Source organism: Streptococcus sp. ELY_125, assembly GCF_058314535.1.
In genome coordinates this window covers 1-8,757 of record NZ_JBZFUM010000036.1, presented here as the reverse complement: position 1 = coordinate 8,757, position 8,757 = coordinate 1, and the positions used below count along the sequence as shown (strand labels likewise).

Annotated in this window: 7 protein-coding genes and 1 tRNA gene; 2 read left to right on the top strand and 6 right to left on the bottom strand. The window is 37.9% G+C overall.

The window, feature by feature from the left end; genetic code table 11:
- Positions 1 to 156: 156 nt before the first annotated feature.
- The 5 genes from AC4HAL_RS10715 to rlmD form a co-directional block, all read right to left on the bottom strand.
- Positions 157 to 1,092, bottom strand: coding sequence for a manganese-dependent inorganic pyrophosphatase (locus AC4HAL_RS10715; RefSeq protein WP_491094150.1), 936 nt, complete (start codon positions 1,090 to 1,092; stop codon positions 157 to 159).
- A gap of 731 nt (positions 1,093 to 1,823) precedes the next feature.
- Positions 1,824 to 2,468, bottom strand: a complete 645-nt coding sequence (locus AC4HAL_RS10710) for a hypothetical protein (protein WP_491094149.1) — start codon at positions 2,466 to 2,468, stop codon at positions 1,824 to 1,826.
- A gap of 163 nt (positions 2,469 to 2,631) precedes the next feature.
- Positions 2,632 to 4,425 carry a GBS Bsp-like repeat-containing protein gene (locus AC4HAL_RS10705; protein WP_491094148.1) on the bottom strand — a complete coding sequence of 598 codons (1,794 nt, stop codon included), beginning with the start codon at positions 4,423 to 4,425 and terminating at the stop codon, positions 2,632 to 2,634.
- Positions 4,426 to 4,554: 129 nt separating this feature from the next.
- Positions 4,555 to 5,118, bottom strand: coding sequence for a DUF6287 domain-containing protein (locus AC4HAL_RS10700; RefSeq protein ID WP_491094147.1), 564 nt, complete (start codon positions 5,116 to 5,118; stop codon positions 4,555 to 4,557).
- A 447-nt stretch (positions 5,119 to 5,565) separates the two neighbouring features.
- Positions 5,566 to 6,921, bottom strand: coding sequence for a 23S rRNA (uracil(1939)-C(5))-methyltransferase RlmD (rlmD, locus tag AC4HAL_RS10695; protein ID WP_491094151.1), 1,356 nt, complete (start codon positions 6,919 to 6,921; stop codon positions 5,566 to 5,568).
- A gap of 127 nt (positions 6,922 to 7,048) precedes the next feature.
- Between rlmD and recX the strand changes: the two genes are divergently transcribed.
- On the top strand, positions 7,049 to 7,825 hold the full coding sequence (gene recX / locus AC4HAL_RS10690) for a recombination regulator RecX (protein ID WP_491094146.1): 777 nt from the start codon (positions 7,049 to 7,051) through the stop codon (positions 7,823 to 7,825).
- 125 nt (positions 7,826 to 7,950) lie between these two features.
- A complete protein-coding gene (ntdP, locus tag AC4HAL_RS10685; protein ID WP_447451705.1) occupies positions 7,951 to 8,484 on the top strand; it encodes a nucleoside tri-diphosphate phosphatase in 534 nt (177 codons plus the stop codon).
- 149 nt (positions 8,485 to 8,633) lie between these two features.
- Here the strand turns inward: ntdP and AC4HAL_RS10680 are convergent.
- A tRNA-Pro gene (locus tag AC4HAL_RS10680) sits at positions 8,634 to 8,707 on the bottom strand.
- Between the last annotated feature and the right edge of the window lie 50 nt (positions 8,708 to 8,757).

Sequence of the window (8,757 nt, the reverse complement as noted above, 5' to 3'; positions counted from 1 at the left end):
AGGCCTTTTTATTTTGACCAAATTCAAGTAAATACCTTAGTTATTGTCACCTCAGGCCATATTTTTCTAGAGAATTTTTAAAAAAAGACAAACTCCCAAAAAGAAGTTTGTCTTCGGTCTGAAGCCAAGGACAAAAGTCCTTGGCTTTAATGGTTATTATCCGTTAAAACTTTCTGTCAACTGCGGAACCACTTGTTTCTTACGTGATACAGCCCCTTCAAGGAAGGCATGATTGTTTTCCAATTTGAAATTGAAGGCTGCTTCAACCTTATCCATATGGCTACCCAAGGCTAGGATTTCTGAGTTTGAATTGAGAATATCTGTAATCATCAAAACAAAATCTGAATAGCCATTAGCTTCTTGCGAGGCCCTGATAGCTTCTTCAATTTCAGATTGACGATCCAAAACTTCATTAATATCAACCGTATTGACCTGAGCCACGCGCACATTGTTACCATTGAGCTCAAAACTCTTAGCATCAATATCAATCAGTTCTTCAGCTGACTTGCTTGAAAGGTTAGTCCCTGCTTTCAGCATAGCCAAGCCATATTCTTCTAGATTAACACCGGCAAGTTCGGCTAGCTCTTTAGCTACTTGGGGATCTGTTTCATGAGTGGTTGGTGATTTAAGCAAAAGGGTATCAGAGATAAGACCTGATAGGAGAAGACCGGCTACTTCTTTTGGCACTTCAACATTGTTTTCCTTAAAAGCACGATAAACAATTGAAGAAGCTGATCCAACTGGTTCCACACGCATGTAAAGCGGGTTGGCCGTTTCAAAGTTGGCCACACGGTGGTGGTCGATAACAGCTGCGATTTCTACTTCGTGAATATCTGAAATAGATTGCTGGAATTCGTTGTGGTCTGTTAAGATAACTTGGCTAACGCCTTCTTCCTTAGCAGATTCAACAACACGTGGCGCTTCAACACTAAAATAATCGAGAACAAAAGCAGTTTCTTCATTTGGCGTCCCAAGAGCTACACTTTCCGCATCACGTCCAAAAGCTGTACGCTCCAAATAAGCCCAGCCGTAGGATGATGCAATAGCATCGGTATCAGGATTTTGGTGACCAAAAACTAAAAATTGTGACATATCTTACCTCTATTAATGTTTATTTCTTTATCATTTTAGCAAAATTTCACCTATAAAGAAAGGTTCAATCATGATTTCTACACTATTTAGAAATCAATTGGCTTATAGTCAAGCCCTATTTCTGCTAAAAAAGTGTGGGGGAAAGAAGTCAATAATTTAAAGAATTTGATTGTCCTCGCTTTCTTATTTTAAGGCTCAGGCCTCTGCCACTATTCTGTTTTTAACTGGCAGGCTTTGTCAGGCTTTGGCAGTCTATCCCCAGACTGCCAAACTCCATCGGAGCATTTTGACACTTGCTTTACAAGCTTTATTTCTCAATTAAAAAGGGATTAACATGAGCTAACATTCATAGAATTGGATCTCCTCCAACAGTTCCCCAAACTGTTGGAGCTATCATTTGTGTGGTAGTTAAATAGTCCAGTGGACTGTTTAAGGGGGCACCTAAAGATAGGGAAACGCCCCAAGATAAGGATATCCAACCAGCAGTGGTTCATTGGTGCTAAAGCATCTAATGAACTGTGCAGAGGAAAGACTTCTTGGCAGAGTCAACCAGTTTTTCTCCCAACCACTGCGCCTAGCAAATAAAATTGACCAAATAAATAAGGCTGAGAACTTTTGTCTCAACCTCCTTGAATTTTTTATCACTCACTACATCAGGATTCAAGACGAATCTTAGAGATTTTAACTTAATGACAGTGAAACAGTTTTTCCTTTACCGACTGCCTTGCCTTCTAATTGGAGTAATCCGTGTCCTCTTTGTCACGCTCATCGGGCGACAATTCTAAGGAGTCTAAGTCAATAATATAAGAATCATCTTCATATTCATAGTCAGCATAAGCTTCCGAGTTGATAGTATCCCCATACTCTTGGTTATAAACGGAATCACTATAAGCCATATAAGTCTGTCGCTGAGCTTGTTTTTTAGCTCGCTCTTTTAATTTTTTGGAAATAATATCATGCAAATACTTGATAGCAATCACAATAAACTGGTAAGCCCAAATTACGAGTGATTCTATTAAGATAACCAGCTCAACTACGACGACACCAACCAAAGCCCAAACCATGAAGAAGGCTATAAAGAGTTGGGATAAAATCTTCTGGATATTCCCAACTTGGTCATTATGGATTGTTAAAACTTCTGTGAAGAGGTCGAAAATTCCTTGCAGGAGCGTTGATCTAATTGCTCGAGAACCCGATCCTTTATCTGTCAACTTGGCCCTTGTCGCGATAACATCATCGTTTTCGTCATAGTAAAGGTCAACCCTATCTCCCAATCTAGGGTCAAAGCTAAAAGACGAACGTTCCACTCGTTTGACATGACCTGCTGTATTAGCGAGAACTATGACCTCACCATCAATACTTAATACGCGATACATACTTTACTCTACTTTCTCGTCCCATAGTATCACAAATTCACAAGGCTGTCAAAATCCCTACTTTCTAGGATTCCTATGGGAAAGCAGTTATTCCCAACTTCTAAAAAATCATCACCTCTGATATTGAAGTGATGATTATCTATAGAAAGGTTTATTATAAGGACTAATCAATAACTATGTAACGCCGTTGACCACCATAGCTAACATAAGAAATCCAATTATGTCCATCTTTTCTCAAAATTTTATCGTAATTAATACTTTCTCCGGCATCAAAAGTAAAGACAACATCAGAAGCTACCTGAGGGGAATTTCTAACATCTACTTGTTTAACAAAGGTATAACTCCTCAATGAGGGAAGAGTACTTTCATAATCCGCTTCCTCCTCTGGCTGAGGAACTGTGGTCTTGGTAGCAGCTACACCGACCATTCTATCATCATCCTCAACGTAGTAGAGATGGATGTTGTAATCGCCGTGTTCTCCTTTATGTTCACTAGTTTTAACGACAGCCATATAGTCGCCATTATCTTGTTTAGTAGCATCATACCAAACAACATCATCCTGATCTGATTGTTCCGTCCAGACAGGAACTTTAACAGCCTTTATTCCTTTGCTATCAGCAACATTTGTAACAACGACTTCAAAACCATCAGCAGTTTGATTTTGAATAGTGATAGTACCTGTTAGTTTATTTTCTTCTTTTTTTACCTCAGGTGTATGTTGTCCATTGGTAATTCCAACCATCTGACCGTCATTTTCAACATAGTAAAGATGTATCTGATAAAGACCTGTTTCATCCTTATGATCTGAACGCTTCACACTTACTTTATAAGTGCCATCTCCTTGTTGGACACCATCATACCAAACCAAATCGTCTTGACCATTATCATCTGTCCAAACCGGTACCTTAACAGCCTTAAGGCCTGCACTGTCTGAAACATCGGAGATAATTACATCGAAATCACCATTAGCCTGGTTGCTAAAGGAAAGAGTTCCTGTACGAGTGACTTGCGGGGTTGTTTCTTCAACTGTATACTTGGCTTCGGTAATGCCAACCATCCTACCATCATTTTCAACATAGTAAAGATGTACGAGATAATCACCCTTGTCATTTTTATGATCAGCCAACTTAACAGCAACCTTGTAAGTGCTGTCATCTTGTTTGACACCATCATACCAAATCAAATCATCTTGATCATTTTTAACTGTCCAAATAGGTACCTTAACAGCAAGAACTCCATTATCATCTGAAACATTAGATATGCGGATATCAAATCCTTGTTCTGTCTGATTTTCAAAGCTAATTTGCCCCGTTAACTTAGGTTCACTTGGCTGAGGCTCCGGTGCTGCCAGTTTATCCAGCATAACATAACGGCGATTCCCATTATAAGAAACGTAACTGATCCAATTATAACCGTCAGTTTGGAGGCGCTTATCATAGCTAATACTTTCCCCTTGTTTAAAGGTGAAATCCGTTTTTGCAGTTACCTTGGGTTCGCTCTTAACTTCTACTTCTTTATCAAAAGTATAACGCTCCAGTGTGGGTAAAGTAACTTCACTAGTATCAGAAGCACTTGAAGCTGATTCTGTATTTTGATTAGCGGCTACAGGGGGAGTCGTATTACCATCAGTCTGTGTCGCTTTATCAACTGTGGCCGAAGCAGCTTCGTTAGTAACTAGACCTTCTTTTATATCTGCCTGACTTGCAGCATCCTCTGCTGTTTTATTTTCTTGTAAGTTATCAATCTCAGTGTCAGTAACTACATTTTGCCCCTCATCATTGACGGCTACTGTTTGAACTGTAGTATCAGGGGTCGAATCATTGGGAGCAGCTTGTTCATCTGCCAAAACTTGATTCCCTATTAACAAACTAGCCCCAATTAAGACAGAAGCAGCTCCTAGTGAATACTTTCGAATTGAAAAACGTTGTTTTTCACTCCATGATAAATCTTTTCTCATTTATATACTCCTCTCATTTTCATAATTGCCCTTATTATAGATAAATCGAAAAACGTTGTCAACATATTAATGTAATTTTGAAATGTATTTGTAATAGCAATTTTGATACGAACTACTTTAACGACTGAACTAACTAGTCTTATAATAGGGAGTCTCATCTGACGAAGCGCCCTGCCCTACTGTTATTACATCTTGATCAAATGTTGCTCCAGCAGTAGAAGCAACTCCTTTTGGGATCATAAATAGGGCAGCACTGCCCACTTCTGAATCTTTCTGACCTATGGTAAATAAGGCTTTTTCACCAGATACCCCTTGGGACTGGATAAACTGAGTATCGGATACCAAACCATTATTGTCAAATACCAAGGTATCTCCATTAGCATTTTGCCAAGTTCCTGCTACACTAGAAAAGTCGCCATTAGCAATTGCTGAGACATTGATACTGGATGAAGAGTTTTCTTGATTGTTATTTTCTCCAGATTCTCTCTGTGAAGACGTGGCGGGAGAGGAAGTACTACTAGATTCCCGATTAGTATAAGAACCACTATTATTTTTTTTAATATTATTATTTGTTTGGCTCGTTTTTTCTGAGCTTTGATTAGGTTTATTTTGAGAAGTCTCCTTATGACAAGCACTTAAGAAGAACATTGAACTAAGGGTAAGAACAGCAGCAAGTTTATATGTTTTTTTCATTATTTGAAAATCCTCCTACTTTTCTTTAATTATAAAACAGCTGATATATCGTGTCAACATATTTTTGTAACTTTTTTAATCTAATTGTAATATTTGTATTCTAAAAATTTTCTTTTTGTTAAAAAATAGGAGTGAAGAGAGCCAAAATTAGAATTTTTTAGCTTTCTTCACTCTCTAGTTCCTAGGGCATGACCTAAAACGCCCCTCCCCCAATCTATTTCCTATCTTTTGTTTTAGGGCTAACAACTCAAATAGTCATCCTCAGATCACCCGAGCCTCTACAGCTGGCTGAATATTTCCGCTTTTTCAAGACGACTCCCGGATGGTTAAATTCTCGCTTTCCTCTTGCGATTAAACAAAAGTTAGTCAACCACCTCGTTAAGAACTTATTCAAAAATATAAATGAAGACTGAACAAGCTCTTACACAGCTTTATTTCTTAATGCTTTTAATACTTCCTATTTAATTTTACAACAGCTTCAGTTCTGGCGGTATGTGGAAACATATCAACAGATTGAATATAGTCTACCTCATAGGTAGAAGTTAAAGTCACCAAATCCCGTGCTAAAGTTGAGGCATTACAGGAAACATATACCATCTTTTCAGGAGCATATCGAACAATGGTCTCTAACAAACCTTTGTCTAATCCCACCCTAGGGGGATCAACAATGAGGGCAGTGGGATGGTACCCTTCGGCATACCATTTAGGGATAACTTCTTCTGCCTGACCTACTTCATAGTAGGTATTACCAAGCCCCATGTCCTTAGCATTTTGCTTAGCATCTTCAATAGCTTCAGGGATAATATCTACCCCACGAACAGATTTTACCCTTCCTGCAAAAGCTAGGCCAATGCTGCCGACTCCACAGTAGGCATCAATCAGATGATCATCTGGTGTTAGATCCATGGCTTGAACAGCTTCATTATAAAGGACTTGAGTCTGCTGAGGATTAAGTTGATAAAAAGCACGTGGTGATAAAGAAAAACTATAGTCTAATACCCCTTCCTGAATGCTATTTTTCCCCCATATGATTTCCGTCTTATCTCCATAAATATCACTAGACTTTGAATAATTATAGTTAACTGCAACTGAAATAAGCTCAGGAAAGGCCAAATGTAAGTCTTTTACTAGTGCTGACAAGCGTAAAGAACAACTCGTGATAAAAATAAGCTGAATTTGGGAACTAGCTTGTGCTTTACGTACCATGATTGTCCGTACACCCGCTTTTTTTCGTCCATCATAAATTGGAATCTGATATTTGCCTAATAACACTGCCGCTTTATTTACAATTTTTTGGGTTAATTTATCTTGTACTAAACAATTATCCAGTGGAACCAAGCGATGAGAATTGGCCACAAAAAGACCTGCTTTGACACTCCCTCCAAAGTAGCGTGTCTGAAACTGTAACTTTGCACGGTAATGGTCAGGTTTTTTCATTCCTTTTGTATGACGGATTTCATATCCTTCATAACCGGCCGGTTTAAATTTTTTCAGAGCCTGCCTTAGGATATCATCTTTGAAATCTAACTGCTTATCATAGCGAAGATGCATAATTTGACATCCTCCACATTTTTCATAAACAGGACATTGAGGCTGTACACGAAAGTTAGATTTCTTATTAATCTGTAATAATTTTGCTTGAACAAAATTTCGCTTTACCGCCGTAACTTGACAGAAGACTTCCTCCCCTTTTAAAGCACCAGGTACAAATACTAGGGTTTTTTGGTAAAAGCCAATTCCTTCACCATTAATACCCATACGCTTTATTTTCAAAGGGATTCTCTGCTTAACCTGTAAACTCACCATTATCAGATCCTTTCTAATAACACTACCACAATCCCATAAGGTACATTGAACAATTTTCCTTCGTTCAACTTCCGAAAGCAGGCCAACACCTCTAACATTTTATCATTTTTGATATAATAAACCTATGAAAATCACTAAAATAGAAAAGAAAAAACATCTCTATCTTTTAGAGCTTGATAATCAAGAAAGTCTCTATATCACCGAAGATACCATTGTACATTTTATGCTATCAAAACAGATGGAAATCAGTGACGAGCAGTTAAAAAAAATACAATCTTTCTCCCAATTTTCCTACGGTAAGAATCTTGCCCTCTATTTTCTTTCTTTTAAACCACGAACTCAAAAAGAGGTAAAAAATTATCTCGCCCAACATAATATTAGTGAATTAAACGTTCTCAAAGTACTTGATAATCTCAAAGAAGAACGCTGGATTGATGATTATCAGTATGCTGAAAATTTCATCAATCAAAATTTTTATACAGGTGACAAGGGGCCTTTTATTCTTAGTCAAAAACTTCAACAAAAAGGGATTACTAGAGCAGTATGCGAAACTATTTTGGCTGAGAAAGATTTTTTTGACCTAGCTCAACGTGTTGGACAAAAGCTATTTCGTAAGTATGAAGGGCGTTATCCTACTAAGGCGACAAAGGATAAGGTACAGCAATCATTACTTCAAAAGGGGTTCGACACTAGCACTGTCAGAGCAGTTATAGATGAGCTAAATATTCAAAAGAATAGCAGCAGGGATATGACGTTAATTTACCGAGAATTAGACAAGCTTTACCCAAAGTACCAGAAAAAATATAGTGACTACAAGCTCAAGCAACATCTGATTCAAGCATTGGCTCGGAAAGGTTATGATTATCCAGATATTGAATCAGCCTTGCGAGACTATCTATAAACTTATAACTGCCATTCACTATATATTCTAAGAGCTTTCAAGCACTTCTTCTTCGTAAAAAATGCTTTTTCGGCTAAATTATGTTAAACTATAACAGATAAACTTAATTGTAGAAGGTTTTTGCCATGAAATTACCTAAAGAAGGCGACTTTATTACAATTCAGAGTTATAAGCATGATGGTAGTTTGCACCGTACATGGCGCGATACTATGGTACTAAAAACAACTGAAAATGCTATTATCGGTGTTAATGACCATACCCTTGTTACCGAGAGTGATGGCCGTCGTTGGGTTACTCGAGAACCAGCTATTGTTTACTTTCATAAAAAATTCTGGTTCAACATCATCGCAATGATTCGTGATAGTGGTGTTTCCTACTACTGTAACTTAGCCAGTCCCTATGTTATGGATGAAGAGGCACTTAAATATATTGACTATGACCTAGATGTTAAGGTATTTGAAAATCATGAAAAAAAATTGCTTGACGTTGATGAATATGAAACACATAAACGAGAGATGCACTATTCTGGGGATATCGATTTTATCCTCAAAGAAAATGTGAAGATTCTTGTAGACTGGATTAACAATGAAAAAGGGCCATTTTCAGAGTCGTATATTAATATTTGGTACAAACGTTATCTTGAACTCAAAAGTCGTTAATATCAAAAAGGTTGAGACTAAGATCTCAACCTTTTTGGTGCTTTTATCAACTGAAGTCAATGAGAAAGAATCACTGCTTAATCCTCAGATTTGTTCTTTTATCTACTAAAGCCCCAAAAGACTTGAGCAAAATAAAAAAACGCCCTCTATCGGGAAGACAGGATTCGAACCTGCGACCCCTTGGTCCCAAACCAAGTGCTCTACCAAGCTGAGCTACTTCCCGTATATGCTATCGCTATGCACCCTAGAGGATTCGAACCTCTAACCGCCTGA

Bases quoted from the DNA above. Each gene is read 5' to 3' on its own strand.
- AC4HAL_RS10700 (WP_491094147.1), bottom strand. From the start codon at position 5,118: ATGAAAAAAACATATAAACTTGCTGCTGTTCTTACCCTTAGTTCAATG.
- AC4HAL_RS10710 (WP_491094149.1), bottom strand. From the start codon at position 2,468: ATGTATCGCGTATTAAGTATTGATGGTGAGGTCATAGTTCTCGCTAAT.
- AC4HAL_RS10705 (WP_491094148.1), bottom strand. From the start codon at position 4,425: ATGAGAAAAGATTTATCATGGAGTGAAAAACAACGTTTTTCAATTCGA.
- ntdP (WP_447451705.1), top strand. From the start codon at position 7,951: ATGAAATTACCTAAAGAAGGCGACTTTATTACAATTCAGAGTTATAAG.
- recX (WP_491094146.1), top strand. From the start codon at position 7,049: ATGAAAATCACTAAAATAGAAAAGAAAAAACATCTCTATCTTTTAGAG.
- AC4HAL_RS10715 (WP_491094150.1), bottom strand. From the start codon at position 1,092: ATGTCACAATTTTTAGTTTTTGGTCACCAAAATCCTGATACCGATGCT.